The sequence below is a fragment of the Catenulispora yoronensis genome, assembly GCF_039531695.1.
Lineage (GTDB): Bacteria > Actinomycetota > Actinomycetes > Streptomycetales > Catenulisporaceae > Catenulispora > Catenulispora yoronensis.
Map to the genome: position 1 here is coordinate 1 of NZ_BAAAQN010000164.1, position 717 is coordinate 717.

Genomic DNA, 717 nt, shown 5'->3' on the forward strand with positions numbered 1-717 from the left:
CAGGTCGCAGCCGGCTTGGCGCAGGTCGGTGAGGGCTTGGGAGATTTCTTCGCGTTCCTCGCCCATGCCCAGGATCAGGTTGGATTTGGTGACCAGGCCGTGGTCGCGGGCTTGGCGGAGGACGTCCAGGGAGCGGTCGTAGCGGAACCCGGGCCGGATCTCCTTGAAGATGCGCGGCACGGTCTCGATGTTGTGGGCGAGGACTTCGGGCTGGCTGCTGAAGACTTCGGCGAGCAGTTCGGGCTTGGCGTGGAAGTCCGGGATCAGTAGTTCCACGCCGCAGCCGGGGAGTAGTTCGTGGATTTGGCGGACGGTCTCGGCGTACAGCCAGGCGCCCTCGTCGGGCAGGTCGTCGCGGGCGACGCCGGTGACGGTGGCGTATTTCAGGCCCATGGTCTGGACCGATTCGGCGACGCGGCGTGGTTCGTCGGTGTCGTAGGCCTTGGGTTTGCCGGTGTCGATCTGGCAGAAGTCGCAGCGCCGGGTGCATTGGTCGCCGCCGATGAGGAAGGTGGCTTCGCGGTCTTCCCAGCATTCGTAGATGTTGGGGCAGCCGGCTTCCTGGCACACGGTGTGCAGGCCTTCGCTTTTCACCAGGTTCTTCAGGCCGGTGTATTCCGGTCCCATCTTCGCCCGGGTCTTGATCCAGCTCGGTTTCTTCTCGATCGGGACGGCGCTGTTGCGGACCTCAAGCCGGAGCAGCTTGCGGCCTTCTGG

The 717-nt window shown here is 65.1% G+C and carries 1 protein-coding gene; it reads right to left on the reverse strand.

Annotated elements, in window-relative coordinates; genetic code table 11:
- Window positions 1-717 (reverse strand): lipoyl synthase (locus ABD481_RS46565; RefSeq protein ID WP_344672331.1); only part of this gene is annotated, 717 nt, incomplete at both ends.